General features: G+C 36.9%; 18 protein-coding genes. 12 read left to right on the forward strand and 6 right to left on the reverse strand.

What is annotated here, in order from left to right:
• Positions 1-4: 4 nt before the first annotated feature.
• The 5 genes from N0B48_RS19795 to N0B48_RS19815 form a co-directional block, all read right to left on the reverse strand.
• On the reverse strand, positions 5-757 hold the full coding sequence (locus tag N0B48_RS19795; RefSeq protein ID WP_259840807.1) for a methyltransferase: 753 nt from the start codon (positions 755-757) through the stop codon (positions 5-7).
• Positions 721-1,485: a DUF2071 domain-containing protein gene (locus N0B48_RS19800; RefSeq protein WP_259840808.1), complete on the reverse strand. Its 765-nt coding sequence runs from the start codon at positions 1,483-1,485 to the stop codon at positions 721-723. Before N0B48_RS19800 ends, N0B48_RS19795 begins: the two co-directional genes overlap by 37 nt.
• Positions 1,478-1,864: a DoxX-like family protein gene (locus N0B48_RS19805; RefSeq protein ID WP_259840811.1), complete on the reverse strand. Its 387-nt coding sequence runs from the start codon at positions 1,862-1,864 to the stop codon at positions 1,478-1,480. Before N0B48_RS19805 ends, N0B48_RS19800 begins: the two co-directional genes overlap by 8 nt.
• Positions 1,865-2,018: 154 nt before the next feature.
• The gene (gene tatC, locus N0B48_RS19810) at positions 2,019-2,840 is read right to left on the reverse strand and encodes a twin-arginine translocase subunit TatC (RefSeq protein ID WP_259840813.1); all 822 of its coding nucleotides are present in this window, start codon (positions 2,838-2,840) and stop codon (positions 2,019-2,021) included.
• Between the two features lie 215 nt (positions 2,841-3,055).
• Positions 3,056-4,015, reverse strand: a complete 960-nt coding sequence (locus N0B48_RS19815) for a KpsF/GutQ family sugar-phosphate isomerase (protein WP_259840815.1) — start codon at positions 4,013-4,015, stop codon at positions 3,056-3,058.
• Between the two features lie 158 nt (positions 4,016-4,173).
• Here N0B48_RS19815 and recQ point away from each other — a divergent pair, with 158 nt between their 5' ends.
• The 10 genes from recQ (at position 4,174) to N0B48_RS19865 (ending at position 14,455) form a co-directional block, all read left to right on the forward strand.
• Positions 4,174-6,378 (forward strand): DNA helicase RecQ, encoded by a 2,205-nt coding sequence (recQ, locus tag N0B48_RS19820; RefSeq protein WP_259840817.1) that lies wholly within the window; start codon positions 4,174-4,176, stop codon positions 6,376-6,378.
• 122 nt (positions 6,379-6,500) lie between these two features.
• Complete coding sequence (locus tag N0B48_RS19825; RefSeq protein WP_259840819.1) at positions 6,501-6,926, forward strand: hypothetical protein; 426 nt, start codon at positions 6,501-6,503, stop codon at positions 6,924-6,926.
• Positions 6,927-6,935: 9 nt separating this feature from the next.
• Entirely contained in the window at positions 6,936-8,018 is a 1,083-nt protein-coding gene (locus tag N0B48_RS19830) for a glycosyltransferase (protein ID WP_259840821.1), read from the forward strand.
• 77 nt (positions 8,019-8,095) lie between these two features.
• On the forward strand, positions 8,096-8,446 hold the full coding sequence (locus N0B48_RS19835) for a hypothetical protein (protein ID WP_259840823.1): 351 nt from the start codon (positions 8,096-8,098) through the stop codon (positions 8,444-8,446).
• Between the two features lie 140 nt (positions 8,447-8,586).
• Entirely contained in the window at positions 8,587-8,913 is a 327-nt protein-coding gene (locus N0B48_RS19840; RefSeq protein ID WP_259840825.1) for a hypothetical protein, read from the forward strand.
• Between the two features lie 126 nt (positions 8,914-9,039).
• Positions 9,040-10,443 (forward strand): dihydrolipoyl dehydrogenase, encoded by a 1,404-nt coding sequence (lpdA, locus tag N0B48_RS19845; RefSeq protein WP_034725270.1) that lies wholly within the window; start codon positions 9,040-9,042, stop codon positions 10,441-10,443.
• Positions 10,444-10,544: 101 nt separating this feature from the next.
• Positions 10,545-11,399 (forward strand): proline and serine-rich protein 1 family protein, encoded by an 855-nt coding sequence (locus N0B48_RS19850; RefSeq protein WP_259840827.1) that lies wholly within the window; start codon positions 10,545-10,547, stop codon positions 11,397-11,399.
• Between the two features lie 138 nt (positions 11,400-11,537).
• Positions 11,538-12,455: an AraC family transcriptional regulator gene (locus N0B48_RS19855; RefSeq protein WP_259840829.1), complete on the forward strand. Its 918-nt coding sequence runs from the start codon at positions 11,538-11,540 to the stop codon at positions 12,453-12,455.
• Positions 12,456-12,531: 76 nt separating this feature from the next.
• Positions 12,532-13,374, forward strand: coding sequence for an arylamine N-acetyltransferase family protein (locus tag N0B48_RS19860; RefSeq protein ID WP_259840831.1), 843 nt, complete (start codon positions 12,532-12,534; stop codon positions 13,372-13,374).
• A gap of 256 nt (positions 13,375-13,630) precedes the next feature.
• Positions 13,631-14,455 (forward strand): CvfB family protein, encoded by an 825-nt coding sequence (locus N0B48_RS19865; protein WP_259840833.1) that lies wholly within the window; start codon positions 13,631-13,633, stop codon positions 14,453-14,455.
• Positions 14,456-14,492: 37 nt separating this feature from the next.
• Here the strand turns inward: N0B48_RS19865 and N0B48_RS19870 are convergent, their stop codons facing one another.
• Positions 14,493-18,506, reverse strand: coding sequence for a DUF7948 domain-containing protein (locus N0B48_RS19870; RefSeq protein ID WP_259840835.1), 4,014 nt, complete (start codon positions 18,504-18,506; stop codon positions 14,493-14,495).
• A gap of 186 nt (positions 18,507-18,692) precedes the next feature.
• Between N0B48_RS19870 and N0B48_RS19875 the strand changes: the two genes are divergently transcribed.
• Entirely contained in the window at positions 18,693-19,286 is a 594-nt protein-coding gene (locus tag N0B48_RS19875; protein ID WP_259840837.1) for a TetR/AcrR family transcriptional regulator, read from the forward strand.
• 96 nt (positions 19,287-19,382) lie between these two features.
• On the forward strand, positions 19,383-20,735 hold the full coding sequence (locus N0B48_RS19880) for a TolC family protein (RefSeq protein ID WP_259840839.1): 1,353 nt from the start codon (positions 19,383-19,385) through the stop codon (positions 20,733-20,735).
• Positions 20,736-20,738 lie beyond the last annotated feature (3 nt).

Consider the following 20,738-nt stretch of genomic DNA (forward strand, 5'->3'; position numbering starts at 1 on the left):
ATGATTATGGGGTACAGATAAAAATTGACATAAAAGGGGTGAATTTTACCTCTTTGAATGATGCAAAACCTGCCTGACTAAAAGCATTTTTCCATACAGATTTTGAAAAAAAGTGGGTGAAGCCTACAGAAAAAGCCAGAAAATTCGGGAAATCTCTAAGGTGTTCCACCATAATAATTTTTCCATCAGGTTTGCATAAGCGGTGACATTCTTTTAAAAACAGGATTTTTTCCTCATGTGACCTTATTTCGTGTACGGCAGAAAGCAGGAAAATTAGCTCAGCAGACTGATCAACTAAAGGAATTGAATTGGACTGCATCTGTTGTGTATCTGGATATACGATACTCACTTTTCTAGCTCTTACTATGGCCGGTTCTGTATGTCGTTTTGCATCATAAAAATCAAATACTTTCAAATCGGCTTGTGGAAAGTGGTCTTTGATAATGTAACTCGTTTCATCAAAGCCGGCATTGATATTTAAAATCTGTTGTACTTTGGATTCATCAATGGAACAGTCTTTCAGCCATTGAAAATCATAATATCCCGAAAAATCGTAAACATAGGCTGATACGATTAAAGGCATGATCAATCCGTAAAGAAATGCAGCGATGATGATCCAATATAGAAGATCTGACCATTCAAATACTTGGTGACTGATGGTAATTAAAGCTAAAATCCCTATTCCTATGATATAAAAATGGCGGTTAAAGCTTAAAATATTTAAGACGCCTTGAAATTTCCTTCTTGTTGTTTCCATGGTTCAATTTTTCCTTTTTTCCAGTAGTATGGAATGTTTTTAATGATAAAAGCATTGGCTAAAACAGGGTTTTCCAGTTTAAGCGTATCTAAAAATCCGAAATGATAATCAAGAATCTCTACCGTTTGTGGAGTCCAGTTTTGCCTTACGCCTTCAATGATAAGAACTTCCCGGGTTTCTTTATTGTAGGTAAAAGTAAAAGGTAATGGGCCTGCAAATCTTCTTGCTTCTTTCCAGTCTGCAAAGGGAGAATGGGGAGGTAGAGCTATATTTTCTTCTTGTTTGCTGATGCTAACTTTAAAGCTAGACTTCAAAGATTGTATCTCTTTTCCGTTTCCCTTTTCCGTTTGCTGAATATCTGTCGTAGAATAATTATAATGAGTGAATATATTCCCCATGAATTCCATCTTCTTTTTATCCGTTTCAGATTTAAGAATATACAATCCGCGCAATCTTTTGCCGCTATTGCTTCTGTATCTTACAAATACCCGATAGCCGATCAGGAAAAAATCATTTCCCATGAATTTTGGAAAGCCTTTTGGACGTAAATCTTTTGTCTGAACCATGGCTGCCGCTACAAAAGCCCATTGATCCTGGAAAGTGTCAAGCTCCAGACATTCCGGAATAAGGTGCTGTAACTGTTCTTTCGGAACGGCAAAGGTCAAAACCAGTGAACTTTCGAAAAAAGCTTCAACAGCGAACGGGTGGTTTTTTAAAAAGTCAAACATGATGATTTAGTTTTTTTGGATTCAAATGAAACTCATTGAAATAAATAAGTAAAATAAAGAGAAAAGCAAAAAGTGAATTGAATCTGCCCCAAAGAAGCAAATCCGGAGCTACTATAAATTCAAGCAGATTCATCGCCGCAATGATTGTGATTTGGGCGATAGCAGTGAATTTGGAATGAAGTCCAGATAAGATCCATACCGCCATGATAATTTCCGAGCATCCAATCAGTACGGTCAGTGTTCTTGAATAACTACTACCTAAAATTCTGGCAACAATCTCTTCATGTCGTGGTACAAAATTCAATACTTTACAGAAAAGACCATTGATCATCCAGACTGTGGCAATACCGTAATTGATTATGTTATAGATGCTTTTCATGGGATAAAGAATTTACCGTATTAATTTTTATTCAAAGATAGAAATATTTTTGAACTTTCAGTAATTATTGAAAATAAAGTATCAAAAAAAACAACTCTTTTGGTGTAAAGAGTTGTTTAATAGTATTTTGTAGTTTTAATTTAATTTTGCATTATTAAATAGTCGGAAGGTTGGTAGCATTTTTCTGAACCTTTTTGTAAGTGAAAGAGCACATCACAATACTGAATTCATACAGAATAAGTAATGGGAAAGCAGCCATTATCATACTTAAAACATCGGCTGGGGTAATAATCGCGGCCACAACCATGATCAATACGATAGCGTGACGACGGTAAGTCTTCATAAACATAGGCGTTAGAATCCCTATACTCGTAAGGAAATAGATCAGAATAGGGAAGAGGAAGATAATTCCCATTCCTAAAATCACCTGTAAAAACAGAGTGGTATAATCGCTTAAGTCGTAAAGCGGTATAATAATATCTGAGATCTTGAAAATAACTCCAAAATTAACAGCAAATGGAAGGATTAGGAAATAACCGCATAAAACTCCGGTCATAAATAAGATCCAAACGGCGTTGATAATAAAGATAGAATTTTTTCTCTCCTTCGGATGAAGAGCAGGTCCGATAAATCTCCACAATTCCCACACAATATAAGGAAAAGCCCCTACGAGACCTCCGAAAACAGAAACAGCCATCATCACGTTGAACTGCTGGTAAAGTCTCTGTACACGAACCGGAAATTCTTTCGGAAGATGAATACTGTCTTCCCCTAAAAGCATTCTTGAAAAGTGATTGACTACCCTGAAAGTTGGAAAATCATTTCTTGTTGGTCCAAAAAAGATATGGTCCATGATCCAGTTGATGTTAAATCCTACGGCAAAAGCTACAACTATAATAGCAATAATTGAGCGGACAAGATGACCTCTTAATTCTCCAATATGCCCCAGAAAGGACATGTCTTTTTTTTCGTCCATATAGTACAGTCTATCTAAAATAGTAAACTCGTCAGAGTTATGCTGTTTAAGTCTGCGAAATTATGAAATAATAATCAGTATTCAGAATTATTGGGAAGGATTTTATACAAGTTTATAGGGACAATACCTTGATGTTTGATTTTCAGAAAAAAAACAGGCGGTATGATGAATACCGCCTGATGATTTATTATGGTTGAAGATAACTTCAGTAAGAATTAATTGATCCCCTCATCTAAGAGCTTATGCAAATCAATAATCCCGAAATATTTTCCGTTTTCTGTGACAATCAATTGGCCTATGTTGTTTTCTTTCAGGATTTTCATGGCATCTTTGGCCAGCGTATCTCTTTCAATGGTTTTAGGATGGGCAGACATGATGTCTCTGGCCTGAACTTTAGAAATATCGTCTCCCTTCATCAGCATTCTTCTTAAATCGCCATCCGTAATCACGCCGATGATCTTTTCGTCATGAGTGACCACCGTAATTCCGTGGCTGGATGCGCTGATGGAGATAATGACGTCTCTTACCGGTGCGTTTTCCTCTACCTGAGGCTTTTGTGGGGATAAAAACTGATCTACCTTTGAAACCAGATTCTTTCCTAAGCTACCTCCCGGATGGAATTTAGCAAAATCATTCTCTCTGAAATCATTAAGTTCCATTAAAGCAACAGCCATCGCATCCCCAAGAGCCATCTGAATGGTGGTAGAACTTGTAGGAGCCAGCTTATTCGGGCAGGCTTCCACATCCACGTGGGTATCCAGAACGATTTCAGAAAATTCTGCAAGTTTACTTTTTTTATTTCCGGTCATTCCGATAAGTGCAGAGGAATAATCTTTCAGAAAAGGAACAAGATTCGCTATTTCCGGTGAGTTTCCGGAGTTGGAGATGCATAAAACGACATCCTGCTTCTGAATCACACCCAGATCTCCGTGGATCGCTTCGGAAGCGTGGAGGAATTGTGACGGTGTTCCCGTAGAATTTAAAGTGGCTACTATTTTATTGCCTACATGGGCAGATTTCCCGATTCCCACAACAATTAATTTCCCTTTTGCCGAGTGAATAATCTCCACTGCTTTGGCAAAATCTTCATCTATCCTGTTCTTTAATTTTTCAAGTTCTGAAATTTCTATCTCTAATGTGCTCTTGGCAATTGAAATAATGTCGCTTCTTTCCATTTTATAAGTATAAGGTATACAAAAAATCCAATGAAAAACGTTATATTTAAAAAAGAATATTTAATATAAGTTTTATTTTTTATAAATTCGTTCGCTTTTATTTTAAGCAGAATTTTTATAACTTTGGGTTGGATGCAAATTTAGCAATAGAAAATTAGATGAGCGCAAAAAAAGCCAATTTATCAGGCGAATTGAAAAAGTATTTCGGGTTTTCTACATTTAAAGGCCAGCAGGAAGAAATTATAGAAAACCTACTTAGTGGGAAGGATATATTTGTCTTAATGCCAACAGGGGGTGGTAAATCATTATGTTACCAGCTTCCGGCACTTATATCAGAGGGCACGGCAATAGTTGTTTCGCCTTTAATAGCGTTAATGAAGAATCAGGTAGATGCGGTAAACGGTCTTTCATCTGATGACGGGGTGGCACACGTTTTAAATTCATCATTAAACAAAACACAGACAAAACAGGTCTTTGATGATATCAGAGGCGGTAAAACCAAGCTTTTGTATGTAGCTCCGGAATCATTGATCAAAGATGATTATCTGGATTTTCTGAAAGATGTAAAAATTTCTTTCGTAGCCATAGATGAAGCTCACTGTATTTCTGAGTGGGGACACGATTTCAGACCTGAATACCGGAACCTGAAATCTATTATTGACAGGATTGCCGATGTTCCGGTGATCGCTTTGACCGCAACAGCAACACCAAAAGTTCAGGATGACATCCAGAAAACGTTGGGAATGTCCGATGCACTGGTTTTTAAGGAAAGTTTCAACCGTCCCAATCTATATTATGAGGTACGCCCGAAAGTCAATGTAGATAAGGAGATCGTGAGATTTATCAATCATCACAAAGGGAAATCGGGAATTATATACTGTTTGAGCCGAAGAAAGGTGGAAGAATTTGCCCAACTGTTACAGGTAAACGGCATTAATGCGCTTCCTTACCATGCCGGTCTTGATCAGAAAGTAAGAGTTACCAATCAGGATAAATTTCTGATGGAAGAAGTAGATGTGATCGTAGCAACCATCGCATTCGGGATGGGAATTGATAAACCGGATGTGCGTTTTGTGATCCATTATGATTTTCCGAAATCTCTGGAAAGTTATTACCAGGAAACCGGAAGAGCAGGAAGAGATGGCGGCGAAGGCTATTGTCTTGCATTTTATGATCCTAAGGATATCGAAAAGCTGGAAAAGTTTCTTGCCCAGAAACCAGTTTCCGAAAGAGAAATCGGGCTTCAGCTTTTAAATGAAGTAGTAGGCTATGCCGAAACTTCCATGAGCCGGAGACAGTATATTCTGTATTATTTCGGGGAAAATTTCGATCCGGTGAAAGGAGATGGTGCAGATATGTGCGACAATTCCTCCGATCCTCCAAAATTAAAAGAAGCGACCGCAGATCTGAGAAAAATGCTGGAACTGATCCGGGATACCCAGGAAAAATTCAAGTCTAAAGATCTGATATCCGTGGTGGTTGGAAAAGAAAATGCCGTTACAAAATCCTATAAACTGGAGCAGACTTCTCATTTCGGCTTCGGAAAAGAGAAAAACGATAATTACTGGAAAACCATTTTAAGACAGGCTACCGTTCAGGGTTTCCTACAGAAAGATATTGAGACCTATGGCGTTTTAAAAATGTCAGACAAAGCGAGAAACTTCCTGGACAATCAGCCTAAAGAACCATTCTTAATCGCTGAAGACCGTGAATTCGATCTTTCCCAGACCAAAGCGGAGAGCGAACAGGTACAAATGCAGGCCAGCAGCGGACTCGATCAGAATTTATTCGCTCAGTTAAAGGATCTTAGAAAGAAAGTGGCCAAGAAACATGGAATTCCGCCTTATACGGTTTTCATGGACCCGAGTCTGGAAGACATGACGGTTCAGTATCCTGTTTCGGTGGATGAGATTGCAAAAATTTATGGAGTTGGAGAAGGAAAAGCCAAAAAATATGGTAAAGAATTCGCAGACTTCATTAAAACTTACGTTGAAGCTAATAATATCGAGCGTACCCAGGATATGGTGCTTAAACAGGTGGCTAATAAATCCAGTCACAAGGTTTTCATCATCCAGAGTACCGATAAAAAGATAGATCTTGAAGATATTGCAAGGGCGAAAAACCTTTCGATGACCGAACTTTTAAAAGAAATGGAAAGCATCGTTTATCAGGGAACAAAGCTGAATATCGATTATTATATTGAAGATAATTTCGATGAAGATATTGTAGACGGCTTCATAGAATTCATGACCGAATCTGAAAGCGACAGCATGAAAGTGCTTCTCGATGAATTTGGAGACGAATTGTCTGATGAAGAAGTGAGAATGCTGAGAATAAAATTTATCAGTGACGTAGCTAATTAAGAATGAATTTACACGATAACGAAATAATTTTAAAAGAAATTCTTCCAAAGAAGGGTTTCTTTTTTAATATGACAGAAAAAATAAGAGCAGTGTTTTTCTTCATTTTTTTAGTGCTGTCCACTATGTTTCTTATAAACACGATAACATCCATACTCTTCTTTTTTGTAGTAATCGTAGTGGGAATCGTATTTTTTACCACTTTTTTCAATTGGATTTTGAACTATTTTAAGGTGAAAAATAATTATTATCTCATCACCAATGAAAGGATTATTGTGGCTCAACAGTCTGATAAGGAAATTATAAAAGAGAAAAAACTTTCAGAAATAAAGAAGGTTCATATTGAGATGAATGATAAGTTTTTCGGAAATATTATTTTTGGGGAACCGGAAGCCGCTTTTGGCGAAAATAATCCACGTTTTATTATTTCTAAAAGAATGGAAATGAATTTTAAGCCAGATGAATATGCCTTTTTAAGTGTTGAAAATATAAGCGAGATTATTCCTGTCTTCGAAAACTTAAAATTAAAGGTTAATAAAACTTTTTACTAACTTTAACTGATGAAAAAGATTTCTGTCATATTTATTCTGCCGGATCTGGAAACCGGTGGTGCAGAAAGGATTGTGACCACCATTGCGAATCACCTGTCCAGAGATCGCTTCGAACCCAAAATCCTGCTGCTCCGCAAACAGGGCGGATATCTTAATTTTCTGAAAAAAGATGTTGAAATCATCGACATCAATACGGAGCGGATCAGACATTCATTAAAACCTATTCTGGGTGAAATCTACAGACGGAAACCGGATATTGTATTTTCAGGTTTTGGTGAGGTGAATGCTTATCTGGCCTTATTTATCAGGCTTTTCCCGAGAACGAAATTCATTGCCAGGGAAACCAATGTGGTGACGCAACATGTGACCAGAAAAGAGATTAAATTTTTCTATAATTTTTACAATAACTATCAGAAGATCATTGCGCAAAGTGATGATATGATGAATGATCTTGTCGATAATTTCAATATTAAGAAAAAGAAAATTGTCAAAATAAATAATCCTGTTGATTTTGATTTTATCAATGAAAAACTAGCCATTTCTACCAAGCCGGATTGTTTTAAATACAATTACAAAAACGTAGTAGCGATCGGGAATCTGTCGCCCCGAAAAGGATTCGACAATCTTCTGAAAGTGTTTTCAAGACTTAAAAACGAAAATATCCTGCTTCATATTCTGGGTGACGGTAGAGACAAAGATGTTTTGCTGCAGACGAAAGATTTTCTGGGATTAAAAAATGTAATTTTTCACGGCAGGAAAGACAATCCTTACCAGTATCTAAAGTATGCCGATCTTTTTATCCTTTCTTCAAGGTATGAAGGTTTCCCGAATGTCCTTCTGGAAGCAGGAGCGTGCGGAACCTATTCTCTTGCCAATAATTGTCCCGGTGGCATCAATGAAATCATTCAGCATCAGATCAATGGGGAAGTTTCCAATATCGAAGATTACGAAGGTTTCTCCCAAAAAATAATGAAGGTTCTTCAGGGTAATTATAACCGTGATGCTATAAAAAACTCTATCAGATCAAGATTCTCAAAGAATATCATTCTCGATAAATATGAAAAGGTTCTGATGGATCTGGTGAAGAAATAAGGCACGGATTTGCGTTATGACTTCATATTTCTTTACATTTGACCTTCATTAATTTTATTTAAAATCAATATTCATCAATGAATAAAATCCCCAAAATTGGATGTGCTTGTGAAAAACCGAGTTCGGACTATACTGAATACAGAAGTTCTGAATTAGGAATAGACCATACCAACGGAAGATATGCAGAAGTAACGATTCAACAGTGCAAACTTTGTCAAAGAATATGGATTCGTTATTTCGTTGAATTTGAGCATTTTTCTAAATCGGGAAGATGGTACAAAGGAATCGTTTCGAAAAAAGATCGCTTACAAATAACCCCGGAAAATGCAGCGGAGTATCTGGAAAATATTGAATGGTATGTCTATGGAGGCTCGTTTTTTGAAAGTGCGGGAATGTTCGGATCTGGAAAAATGAACGTAGATGCGTGAGTTTTGGTATAAATTAAAGATATAGGTAAGAATATAAGCTCTGTTAATCATTTCAGGATTAATTTTTTGAATTATAAAAGTCTTTACTACAAGAAAAAAATAGGATTAATATCCATAAAAAGGATTGAAATTTTTTAACCATGACTAGCGAATTAAAACAAGAAATATACAATAAGTACAGAAGCTATCTTGCTAAAAATTATAATGAAAAATACATCTATCGACTCATCATTCAGGAGGGTTATGATCAAAAAGACGTAGATGAAGTAATGAAAGACATCCATGCTGAAAAGCAGAAAGCCATAAAACAAAAAAATAAGTACCGTTATATTATAAGCATCGTATTATATTTAGTAGGTACTGCTGTTCTTTTGACAGGAATAGTAGTGATTACTTTAGGTGGAATTAAAATTGGAATCCCTTTGGTTATTCTTGCCGTCATTATATGGATCAATGCAAACAGATAACAACTGTTTTTTTTTAAATCTCAAATTCATCCATAAACTTGACAAAACTCACTTGGGGGTGTGGCAATTAATCAGTAAATTTGTGATCATTAAGTAAGATAATAACAAACAAATTCATACAATAACATGAGTCAATTCGATGTTACCGTAATCGGTTCTGGTCCTGGAGGTTATGTAGCTGCTATCCGTGCAGCACAGTTAGGTTTCAAAACAGCAATTATTGAAAAATATTCAACTTTAGGCGGGACTTGTCTTAACGTTGGATGTATTCCGTCAAAAGCGCTTTTAGACAGCTCTGAGCATTTCGAAAACGCAAAACATAATTTTGCAGGTCACGGAATCATTATCAATGAGCCACAGGCTGATATTGCAAGAATGGTTGCCCGTAAAAACGAGGTGGTAGATCAGACTACTAAAGGAATTCAGTTTTTGATGGACAAAAACAAAATCACTGTTTTTGAAGGTTTGGGAAGCTTTGAATCTGCTACTCAGATCAAAATCACGAAAAACGATGGTTCTTCTGAAACCATTGAATCTAAATATACAATCATTGCAACAGGTTCTAAACCGTCTTCACTTCCTTTCATTAGTCTTGATAAAGAAAGAGTGATCACTTCTACAGAAGCTTTAAACCTTAAAGAAATTCCTAAACACCTGGTCGTAATCGGTGGAGGAGTTATCGGTCTTGAGCTAGGTTCTGTATATTTAAGATTAGGAGCTCAGGTAACCGTTGTTGAATTCATGGATAAAATTATTCCAGGAATGGACGGTGCATTGAGTAAAGAATTAACTAAAGTTCTTAAAAAGCAGGGAATGAAGTTCATGCTTTCTACTGCTGTATCTGCCGTGGAAAGAAATGGAGACACTGTAAAAGTGACTGCTAAAGATAAAAAAGGTGAAGAGGTAGTTGTAGAAGGAGATTACTGTTTAGTTTCAGTAGGAAGAAAACCTTATACAGATGGTCTTGGTCTTGAAAAAGCAGGGGTAGAACTTGATGAAAGAGGAAGAGTAAAAACAAACGATCATTTACAGACTAACGTTGCAAACATCTACGCAATCGGAGATGTAATCAAAGGAGCAATGCTTGCTCACAAAGCTAGTGAAGAAGGAACTTTGGTTGCTGAAATCATTGCTGGTCAAAAACCACATATCAACTATAACTTAATCCCGGGTGTTGTGTACACTTGGCCTGAAGTTGCCGGAGTAGGTAAAACAGAAGAGCAATTGAAGGAAGAAGGAGTTGCCATTAAGGTAGGTTCTTTCCCAATGAGAGCTTTAGGAAGAAGCCGCGCAAGTGGTGATGTTGATGGTTTGGTTAAAATTATCGCTGACGAGAAAACAGACGAAATTTTAGGAATGCACATCATTGGAGCAAGAGCAGCTGACCTTATCGCTGAAGGAGTTATTGCAATGGAATTCCGTGCAAGTGCTGAAGATGTGGCAAGAAGTTCTCATGCACACCCGACTTATGCAGAAGCTATTAAAGAAGCTGCATTGGATGCGACAGGTAAGAGACCTATTCATATCTAATTTTTAATTGAAAGATTTAAAAATTTAAATATTAAAAGAGAAGTTTTTTACTTCTCTTTTTTTTGGCATAAAAATGGAGATCGACAAAGCAAATTTATTTTATGAAGAAATTTTTTATAGGTTTAGCGTTTTTTGCAGCAATACATTCGTTTGCTCAGGAAGCAGGAAAGGCGGGTGAGTTGTTAAAGAATGAAGCTTCCACAGCAGAAATGCAGGTTTCCGGGAATGTAAAGACAAAGGCCAAAACCTTTGATCAGTCAAAATATAATCAGACAGATAATTCAAACAATATATCAAAAAATCCAAACTATCAGTGGAATAAAAACTATGGATATGCAGAGGTTTTTCTGAGAATCCCTGAGCAAGGCTTTTTCACAGTTGAAGTTGGTGACCAGATGATTTCAAATGGTTCTGGAAAATATCGTTTTTTTGACTTGCAATCCGGTAAAATGCCTGTGTCGATCTATGAAAATGGATTTTTGCTGTACAGAACAACTCTAATGCTGCGTAACAACAACAGAATGGTTCTGGATTTCTTCACCAATGAAGGCCTTTACTTACTGGATCTTTACCCTGTTAAAAGCCAGTCTTATGGTTTTAATGATTGGAATGATGTCTGGAATGATCCTTATGGAAATCATCCGGGAGATGGATATAATTCAGGAAATGTGATGGATAATAATACGTTCCGTCAGTTTTTTGATATGTTGCAGAAAAACGAAAAGTTCGATGATGGTAAACTGGCTCTGATCAATCAGCAGATGCGCACTTCTATGTTTAGTTCGGCGCAAATCAGAGATCTGGTAAAATATATCAGTTTTGATAACAATAAACTGGCACTGGCTAAATCGATGTACAAAAGATGTGCAGATAAAAACAGGTATTTCTTAGTCTATGATGCATTTGATTTTGAAAACAGCAAGAGGGAACTCATGGAGTTTATCGCAAAATATTAAAATATAAAAGAGAGACAGTGATGTTTCTCTTTTTTGTTTAAAATTCAGATTGAGACTAAAAGCAAATTATGATCCCCATTAACTTTTGTACCTTTACATACGTTTAGAAAAATCATATTTCATTTAATTTGTTACTGAATGATCATGGATAAAAAACAGATCGTACCTGAATATAAACCGGAAAATTTTTCAGCATTCATTGAAACCGATGAGAAACACTGGAAGGATAAAACAATTAATGATTTTTTTATTTCAAAACTATCCACGACAAAAGTGAAGCTCCGGACTCCTTTTCTGCCTCACCGGAAAACAGTGAATGATTTTGTATGGGTGACCAAAGGCAGATTAGAGCAGACCGTATACAACGAACACTATCATCTTTCTGCCGGATCTGTTTTATTGCTAGCCCCGGAAAAAATAAGAACCATCGATCTGCTTTCTGAAGATATTGAAGGTTTTTACTGTCATTTTTCTGATGATTTTATTGCAAAAAATGATCAGATCAAATACCTCCTTGAAATTTTAAATTATCTGGAATTCCATGATCAATATGTCATTCCGGTAGATTCGGCGGAAACTTTATTACCGCTTCTCAGTAGGATGGAGCGTTTAAATGATCAGGAGAAAAGCGAAAGAAATACCCAGCTCATCAGCTTTTATCTGATGTGTTTTCTGGGTGAACTGAAAGAAATTATTAAAACATTACCGGAGATTAAATGGACAGCTAATGAAAAACTGGTCCTGAAATTTAAAAAAGCAGTAACGAAAAATATTCATAAGATCCACAACGTTCATGAATATGCTGTAATGCTAAATGTTACCCCGAATCACCTGAATAAATGTGTCAAAGATTTCACCGGTTCTACTGCTTTAGAGTTGATCAATAAGTTGATTATGATCGAAGCCAAAGCGCTTTTATCGATCTTTGAAATGAGTATCAGTGAAGTGGCTTATGCAGTAGGCATCAGTGATCCTTCATACTTTGCCCGCTTTTTTAAAAAGCAATCCGGAATGACTCCCCGTGAATACCGGAAAATGATTGATTTGTCCTCGTAATTCTCTCTTTTGACCTATTTTTGAGACCCGAACAATCCCGATATTTGAATCAGAATAAATTTAAAATATCAGCATTATGGAAAACCAGCAACTGGATCTGTACCTAAAGAGAATACAGGCAGAACAACCAGCAGAAAATACAGGAAAACTGGAGCTTTTGAAAAGACTTCATCAGCTGCATCCTAAAAACATCACTTTTGAAAATATAGAAACATTTACCGGAGAAGCACCTTCATTACAGTTGAATGCTGTTTTCAATAAATTGGTTACGCTTGAGAGAGGAGGGTATTGTTATGAGCAGAATTCATTATTCAAAGATGTTTTGGAAACTGTTGGCTTTACTATTAAAATGCACTTAGCAAGAGTCGTGTGGGGCAGTAAAGACGGAACCGGAACCGCCCGCTCTCATATGATGCTTACCACAGATATAGACGGCGTGAAATACCTTGTAGATGTGGGATTCGGATCTATGACTCTTACTTCTCCGATTATATTGAATACGGATATCGAGCAGGAAACACCAAATGGTCTGTTTCGACTAATAAAAACAGAAGATTTTTACAGATTGGAAGTTTTAAAGGAAGAATGGCTTCCCATTTACAAATTTTCGCTGGAAGAAGTGGAATTTTCAGATCTGGAAATGGCCAACTGGTATATTGCGACCGGTCCGGGTTCTGTGTTTAGCCAGTTTTTAATGATCACCAGAGTGAATGAAGAGGCGAGATATGCCCTTTTTAACAATACATTTAATATCCGCTGGAACGACGGAAGAAAAGAGAGTTCAGAGATTACAGAGCTGGATCAGCTGGCTTTTATCCTCAAAACGTATTTTAATCTGCATCATCTTTCTGATGAGTTACTGGAAAAAGTATATGGAAAACTGAGAGAAATAAAGACTTATTTCAGTGTGACACAATAGAAGTAGATCCCAAAATTAAAAGAGAAGTTGAGGCTTCTCTTTTTTATTGAATTAAGTTATTTTGTAATGTAAGGAAGTTGGAAATGAAAAGTTAAGGAAATCATTAAAAATGGACGACTAATAGTAACTTCCAGCCTCCCTGTTCCGGCTTCCAAGCCCCATAACCTTAATTTTCTTGACCTAAGTTCAGGTTAAGCAGCATATGTAGTTTTAAAATCTTCAATTTTCCGTACCTTTGTGGCTAATTTTATATTCAATGCAACTCGGAAAAACCCAGACTTTAAAAATTTCAGACAAAAACTATTCAGGATGGATCCTTAAGGATGAATCAGGAGAAAAGGCTTTCCTGCCTAAGGTTTTCACCAGCGATGAAAAAGAAATTGATGATGACGTTGAAGTTTTTGTCTATCAGGACGACGGCAAATTAAAGGCTACCACAGAAATTCCATTAGCGGAAGTAGGTGAGTATGCTGTAATGAGCTGTGTGCAGAGTCTTCCGAGCGGGGCATTTATGGATTGGGGAATCATTAAAGACCTTTTTATTCCTTACAAACAGCAGAAATCCAAAATTATTGAAGGAAAAAGATACCTCGTTTACCTTTACGTAGATGAAGCTCTTGATCTGATTACAGGAACTACAAAATTCAAAAGAAATCCGCAATATCAGGATCTTCCTTTGCAAAAAGGAGAGAAAGTAGACCTGATCATGATGAATGAAAGTGAGTTGGGCTGGAATGTGGTGATCAATAAGCAATATATCGGACTTATTTACGCGTCTGATGTGTTCAAAAAATTGTATCCTTTATCAGAAGAAGGTGGTTATATCAAGGATATCCGTGAAGATGGTAAGATCGATGTATCCTTACAGCCCGAAGGTTTTGAAAACATAGACGAATTCAAACAGAAAATTCTGGACAAACTGGATGATAACTACGGACTTCTTTATCTTTCAGACAAGTCTTCTCCAGAGGAAATCAAAGCTGAACTTCAGATGAGTAAAAAGAACTTTAAAAAAGCACTCGGTGGACTTTATAAAGATAAGATCGTTGATATTTCAGATGATAAAATCAAATTAGTATAAAAATAAAAAACGGGCAGAATTTTCTGCCCGTTTTGTTTTAATCTCTGTTCTTCACCAGAAGCCATCCGCTGTAGGTTCTTCCGTCTGAAACTTTAATGGTGTACCAATAGTTTCCTGTAGCTACGGGCTGTTGATGGTATTTTCCATCCCATACGAAAGGTTTCTTCGTAATAACTTCTTTTACTATAACAAATCCTTTTCTGTCATATAAATAGATTTCAGTTCCCGGATAGTTTTCCAGTCCGGCAATTTTCCAGGTATCATTATTTCCGTCGCCATTCGGAGTTATCGCATTTTGGATATTGAAAATAGAGAACTTTTTCTGTCCGATGATACAGCCTGATTTGGTTCTGACGTAAACCGTATATTCTCCTGAACCTAAATTGGTGAAAATATTGGAATCCTGCCAGATGAAATTATCTAAGGAATATTCATAGCTACCAGTTGCAGAAAGAACCACAGTTGCTGTATTGTTATTGATATTGACGGCGACAATTGTAGCCAGCACAGAATACGTCACCTGAACAGATTTTGTATTCTCACATCCAAAAGCATTTTTCACAGTCACAGTATGCGTTCCCGGCGTAGAAACTGTAATGGTTTGGCTGGTTGCTCCGGTGCTCCAGAGATAAGAAGCAAAGCCAGGTCCGGCATTCAATGTAACGGTTTTACCTTCACAGAAATCAGCTTGATCAGAAAGTTCAATAATAGGCTTGGGATTTAATGTCAAAGTAAGTCTTACGGTATTAAAACATCCGTCAGCAGTTGCCACTTTTACTATGATAACCGTGGTTCCATTGTTTAAAGTATAGTTGGCCGGATTGGGAATGACATTTCCAGCACTGTCTGTATAGGTGAAAAAATAACTTCCCGGATTATTGATGATATTACTTTCATACGAATGAAGGTTTACATTCATCGAATTTGCGATGGTGTTGTTACATAATACAGCCGTATAATTGGTTGCAGGAACATTATTGACTGAAAGCGTAACGGCTATAGCCAATTTCTCAGATTCACATCCGTTAATGGTTTGGGTCATATAATAAGTCTGTCCGTGAACAAGAGGCGTAGTAAGCGGAAGAATACTTCCTGAGGCATTGTAAAATATAAGAGATGTTCCAGTTACAATCAGCTTGACCAATGTAGGAGATGCCGATGCACAGAAGTCTTGGGCAGTATTAGCAGTTGGTTTTGGCGTACTGTTTACGGTTACCTGAACAGCTGTTTTACCACTTTCGCAGCCGTTAATTGTTTGGGATGCATGGTAAGTCTGTCCATTCACAAGTGGAGTTGTGGCAGTTAGTAAATTTCCCGTCGCATCATACCACTTGATATTTTGGCCTGTACTCTGAAGATCGGAAACCTTTGGATTATTGGAGGCGCAGAAAGTTTGTGTAATGTTTGCTGTAGGAGTTTGAACAGCGTTTACAATAACGGTTTGGTTTTGCGTGGTAATATTTCCGTTTCCATCATTGTAATTCCAGTGAATGGTATACGTTCCCGGAACTGAATAGGAAAGAGGGTCTGTAGTTGTAGCTATAATGGTTCCGGCGCAGTTGTCTGTTGCCGTTGGGATATTGGTAATGACAGTATGGCAATCTCCAGTGATACTTGGTAAGGTAGCTGTATTTGGAATGGGAGCCACATTATCTCCAACCACAACATTGACGGTAAAACTGCCATCACAGGCTCCGGAACCTGAAACCTGACAGGTATAAATTCCCGAATTGGAGGTTGTAGCATTTGGAATAGTGGGATTCTGTAGGTTTGAAGTGAATCCGTTTGGCCCTGTCCAGTTGTAAATTGTTCCTCCGGTGGCATTTAATTGGAGAGTAGAGTTGGTGCAGACTGGTGAGTTGGAAGTGACTGAAATCCCGGTAGTACAATCATAAAATTTTGCAAGATTATTAGTTGTATTAGCCCCTCCTAAAGTGTAAATGTTATTACTTTTTGCATAAATTGTGTTTATTGTACGGTAAAAATATGATCCCCATATTTGATTTCCTGTTGTGCTGAATTTAGTGAAAAACCCGGAATGACCTCCTGTGTTATTGGGAAGAAAACCATTAGGAGTGGCTATCTGGATATTATTTGATGTCTGTCCTGCAAATACAAGATTATTGCTGTCATCTACTGAAAGACCGAAAGATAAATCATCACTAACGGCATTAGTAGTGGTAGCCCCAAAATAGGTGCCCCAAATCTGATTTCCTGATGAATTAAATTTTGCTAAAAAAATATCGTTGCCAAGATTAGAAGTACGGACCGTCTGATGCGTTCCGGGAGTTGAAATTTTCTCATTAGAATCCGTATCTCCTAAAAGTATGACATTATTATCCTTATCTATTTTTAAATCGCTGACTGTGGTTCTTCCTTCATTGTAATTATGTAGAAGACCGTATGCATTTTTTCCACCGTAGTAAGTGGCCCACAAAAACTGAAAATTGCTGTCCAGCTTTGCTAAATAAGCATTTCCGTTACCAATGATGGTTTGCTGATGAGTACCTGCTGTTCCCTGTCCGGAAGTGTTATAGCTCCTATCAACGTCTCCGGCTATATAGATGTTATTGGCATTATCTCTGTCGAGTTTTTTGATGCCTCCTGTTAAATTGAAATACGATCCATAAATCTGGCTGCCATTTGGAGAAAATTTTGCGATAAATGACGCTCCATTGTAGATATTCAAATTATTCGGAACGGCAGCATTCGGAGTGGCAATTCCATTATTGCCGTTAGCTTGACCTCCAAAAATTAAATTCTCATTAGAGTCCAGAACCAGAGAATTGATTGTTTCGCTTTCCTCTCCTCCGAAATAAGTGCCCCAAACCCTTGTACCACTATCATTTAATTTGATAATAAAAGCATCCATATTCGCATAGGTGGCGAATGGTCCCATATAGGTAGAGTGTTCTTTGTGTGCACCAGGAGTTGTGATTGTATTGACACCACCTTGAGAATCTCTGGCATGTCCCACTACATATATTTCGTTACTGTTGTTGATGGCCATATCTTTTAGCACATTAGATTCGTCACCACTAGAGTGATGATTACCTAAAAATACTCCCCAGATTTTATTTCCTGATGAATCAAATTTAGAAACATAACCATAGTTTTGGGAATTAGAGTCCATTACAGTATAAGTGCTTGTAGCTACGTTGTATCTTGCTATCGTAGTTAAACTTGTGTAAACTTCCTGATTTGCATTGGCAAAGATTTTATAATATGAATTATCTGAATGCCAAACCCAGTTAGGTAAATTTTTGATCCACAAAGGTGTTGGTACAGGATCTATAATTAGTGTTTTGTCATATGAATTCTGTGTCCCGACGAATCCATACATATCTTTTTCTACTTCTCTGAATTTTATGCTGGTTTCCTGTTTAGAGTTCCCATCAAAAAGCCATGAAAGAGGAATGTTTTCCTGCATTGCTCCAAAACGGAGATTCATCACTATTTTATTGTCTTTTAACGATGTCTTAGTGCCATTAAATTTCATTTTAATATCTGAAACTTTCCCGCCAGGTTTTACAATGAAATTGTATTCTATTGGTTTTAAAGTATCTGCCGGCTTAAAAAATACCAGATCTATGTTACTGTAAATGTTTTTATAAGTAACTTTTTTAAATCTGTAAACATGGGTTACTCCGTTGGGCTTACCTGGAATATTATAAAAGTTTTCATAATCCGGAGATTGGTCTTCAGGAGCAATCTCAGCATTGGGGTTTGAGTTAACTAAATCGATATCAACTCTGTGGTACTTATATTTTATTTTTTCAAGCTTTTGATCAGATAAATTTTGTTTTTTACCGGAATTGCTTTCCTTTAGCTTTTCTATCTGGTAAACATCGTAAGAAAATCCGGCTTTCTTTAGCTGAACATTAAGGCCATTTGAAAGGAAAAGGTATTTCACTCCAGGATTATCCTTTCCTTCCTGATCAATGATCTGACCTTTATTTTCGTAAAAATAGTAATCGTTGTTTTGAGTTCTGTTTTGAGAATATGACAGTGCACAGTAGAGTACCGTGTACAGAAATAAAATCTTTCGCATCAGTTATTATTTTTTTTGCGGCAAAGATATAAAAATGCCGTTCCCAGCCAAGATTAATTCATAATAATCTCAAACTGAACATCGAAAACATGATGCAAATCATAACAAATTTGTTTAATTATTTTGTTTAACAATTTTGTCAAAAACAGAATTTGATTTACATTTGCACAAAATTGTTTAACAATAATGTCAAATCAAGCGAAAAAAGACCAAACACAGGAATTGATCAAGGAGACAGCGAAGAATTTATTCTTTGTGAAGGGGAAGTTTGATGCTACTACCCAGGAGATTGCCGATGAAGCCGGAGTGAACAGAACATTAATCAACTATTATTTCCGTTCAAGAGATAATCTGATTCAGATCATTTTTGACGAAGCTCAGAGAGTGGAACAGGAAAAATCTAAGATCATTCAGGATGCAGATCTTCCTTTCAAAGTAAAGATTAGCAAGTTTATAGAAAGCAGTCTTTCTACCAGCCTTCAATATCCGTATCTGGAAACCTACATTGTTTCACAGATTAATAAGGGAAACTGCCATCAGAGAGAAATTGAAGAAGATGTACTGGAAACGATGTATAAAGACATCGAAAAAGAAATGGAATTGGGAAATATAGAAAAAATGGCGCCCGTTCAGTTTATTCTGAATATGGTTTCGCTACTCGTATTCCCAAGTGCTGTAAGGCCTTTGTTTATGGAGAATCTGATGATCAGTGATCAAGAATATGACCAGATTATTTCCGAAAGAAAAGAGATCATTATCAACATGCTTTTTAAAAATTAAAAAAATGTTAAAGTATTTTGGGAAATGATACGTCCTTTAGAAACAAAAACCTTGACGAGAAAAATTAAATTAAAAAAATAAACGAAGTATACAATTATGAAAAGAAAACGTATAACTGCTAAAAAGCTAAAAATTGGGATAGCTGCAGCATTTATGATTTTCGGCTTTTCATCGGTATCTGCCCAGCAGCAGGTTTCTTTACAGGAAGCCATCAAGCAGGCACTGCAGAATAAAGCAGAAGCTAAAAAAGCAGCATTACAGATCAAAAAGGCTGAATATAAGATTGACGAGGCCAGAGCCGGTGCTTTACCTCAGATAACGGCCACAGCAGGTTTAACTTATAATCCTGTTATTCAGGAGTCTTTGCTTGAATTTGGTGGAGAAAGAATCAGAGCACAGCTGGGACAGCCTTGGAGCTCAACAGCTTCGGTGCAGCTTCAGCAGGCTTTATTTGACCAGAGAGTTTTCACAGGTCTTAAAGCAGCAAAGTCTACCAGAGAATTCTATGTTCTGAATGCTCAGCTTACGAACGAACAGATCATTGAAAATGTAGCTACAGCTTATTATCAGGTATTTGTACAGGTGGAAAATCTGAAAACGGTAGAAGCTAGCTACGCCAATACGGAAAGAGTAAGAAATGTGATTAAAAGTTTAGTCGATAATGGTCTTGCAAAAGCCATCGATTTAGACCGTACCAATGTACAGCTTACCAATATCGGTTCCAACAAGCAACAGCTGATCAATTCTGTAGAACTTTCAAAAAATTCTTTGAAATTTTATATGGGAGTTCCGATCGGGACAGATATCGAGCTTGAAGAAAAAACTATCGAGCCAAAACCTGAACTTATTGCCAGTACAATAAACCTGGATGATCGTACAGAGATCAAAGTTTTAAATAAAAACAGAGAACTTCTTCAGTTTAACAAAAAAGCAACGGAAGCTTATCTTTATCCTACCGTTAGCCTTACTGCCAACTATGGCTGGGCCGGGATGGGGAAGAAATTTCCTTTGACCAACGGTCTTAATAATGGAGTTCTTTGGAGCGACTATTCTGCGATAGGGTTGAACATTAATGTTCCGATTTTCACCGGTGGTGCTACAAAAGCTAAAATTCAGCAGGCAGAAATTGATATTCAGGATCTTGATCAGGATATCCAAAATAAACAGTTGACTTTAGATTTGGATCATAAAAATGCCGTTACCAATATGGAAAATGCCATTATCAATATCCAAAGCATGAAAGATAACGTTGAGCTTGCGGAAAGAGTACAGAAGAATACACAGTCCAATTACCAATACGGTTTGGCAACACTTACCGAAGTGCTGGATTCTGAAAACGCTTTAACACAGGCAAAACAGAACTATTCAAACGCATTATTGGACTACAAACAGGCTGAGATTAAACTCATAAAAGCTAAAGGGGAACTGAACACACTACAAAACTTATAATAA

Origin of the sequence: Chryseobacterium herbae (assembly GCF_025154075.1) — a bacterium.
Taxonomy (GTDB): domain Bacteria; phylum Bacteroidota; class Bacteroidia; order Flavobacteriales; family Weeksellaceae; genus Chryseobacterium; species Chryseobacterium herbae.

Coding starts and splice junctions, on each gene's coding strand:
- N0B48_RS19795 (WP_259840807.1), bottom strand. CDS start 757: ATGGAAACAACAAGAAGGAAATTTCAAGGCGTCTTAAATATTTTAAGC.
- N0B48_RS19800 (WP_259840808.1), bottom strand. CDS start 1,485: ATGTTTGACTTTTTAAAAAACCACCCGTTCGCTGTTGAAGCTTTTTTC.
- N0B48_RS19805 (WP_259840811.1), bottom strand. CDS start 1,864: ATGAAAAGCATCTATAACATAATCAATTACGGTATTGCCACAGTCTGG.
- tatC (WP_259840813.1), bottom strand. CDS start 2,840: ATGGACGAAAAAAAAGACATGTCCTTTCTGGGGCATATTGGAGAATTA.
- N0B48_RS19815 (WP_259840815.1), bottom strand. CDS start 4,015: ATGGAAAGAAGCGACATTATTTCAATTGCCAAGAGCACATTAGAGATA.
- recQ (WP_259840817.1), top strand. CDS start 4,174: ATGAGCGCAAAAAAAGCCAATTTATCAGGCGAATTGAAAAAGTATTTC.
- N0B48_RS19825 (WP_259840819.1), top strand. CDS start 6,501: ATGTTTCTTATAAACACGATAACATCCATACTCTTCTTTTTTGTAGTA.
- N0B48_RS19830 (WP_259840821.1), top strand. CDS start 6,936: ATGAAAAAGATTTCTGTCATATTTATTCTGCCGGATCTGGAAACCGGT.
- N0B48_RS19835 (WP_259840823.1), top strand. CDS start 8,096: ATGAATAAAATCCCCAAAATTGGATGTGCTTGTGAAAAACCGAGTTCG.
- N0B48_RS19840 (WP_259840825.1), top strand. CDS start 8,587: ATGACTAGCGAATTAAAACAAGAAATATACAATAAGTACAGAAGCTAT.
- lpdA (WP_034725270.1), top strand. CDS start 9,040: ATGAGTCAATTCGATGTTACCGTAATCGGTTCTGGTCCTGGAGGTTAT.
- N0B48_RS19850 (WP_259840827.1), top strand. CDS start 10,545: ATGAAGAAATTTTTTATAGGTTTAGCGTTTTTTGCAGCAATACATTCG.
- N0B48_RS19855 (WP_259840829.1), top strand. CDS start 11,538: ATGATCATGGATAAAAAACAGATCGTACCTGAATATAAACCGGAAAAT.
- N0B48_RS19860 (WP_259840831.1), top strand. CDS start 12,532: ATGGAAAACCAGCAACTGGATCTGTACCTAAAGAGAATACAGGCAGAA.
- N0B48_RS19865 (WP_259840833.1), top strand. CDS start 13,631: ATGCAACTCGGAAAAACCCAGACTTTAAAAATTTCAGACAAAAACTAT.
- N0B48_RS19870 (WP_259840835.1), bottom strand. CDS start 18,506: ATGCGAAAGATTTTATTTCTGTACACGGTACTCTACTGTGCACTGTCA.
- N0B48_RS19875 (WP_259840837.1), top strand. CDS start 18,693: ATGTCAAATCAAGCGAAAAAAGACCAAACACAGGAATTGATCAAGGAG.
- N0B48_RS19880 (WP_259840839.1), top strand. CDS start 19,383: ATGAAAAGAAAACGTATAACTGCTAAAAAGCTAAAAATTGGGATAGCT.